This is a genomic window from Pseudomonas sp. LFS044 (assembly GCF_047978245.1).
Taxonomy (GTDB): Bacteria; Pseudomonadota; Gammaproteobacteria; order Pseudomonadales; family Pseudomonadaceae; genus Aquipseudomonas.
On the sequence record NZ_JBFPFX010000083.1, the window covers coordinates 1 to 298 of the forward strand.

The 298-nt window shown below is 65.1% G+C and carries 1 pseudogene; it reads right to left on the minus strand.

Annotation, left to right across the window (positions count from 1 at the left end):
- Positions 1–298: pseudogene (locus ACNQPL_RS26715) on the minus strand (acetolactate synthase large subunit); the annotation flags it as partial.

The following is a 298-nucleotide window of genomic DNA, read 5'->3' on the forward strand; positions in this document are numbered from 1 at the left end:
CGGTGTTGGGCTTGTGCGCCTTGTAGTTGCGGGCGAACCAGATCTTGTAGATGCCGTTGTCCAGGGCGACGATGCCTTCGGACGGCAGCACGCGACGGATGTCGGCGACCAGGCGCTGCGGGTAGACCGGGAAGCGGTCGTCGTCACCGCCTTCGGCGATCTGCGCTTCGTTGGCTTCACGGATGGCCATGAGGCGGGTGAAGTCCCAGTGCGAGGTGTCGCCCAGGCCTTCGGCGATCTGCCACACGGCGTTGGCGATGTCGCCGATCACTTCGACCTGCGGGAAGTACACGGCATC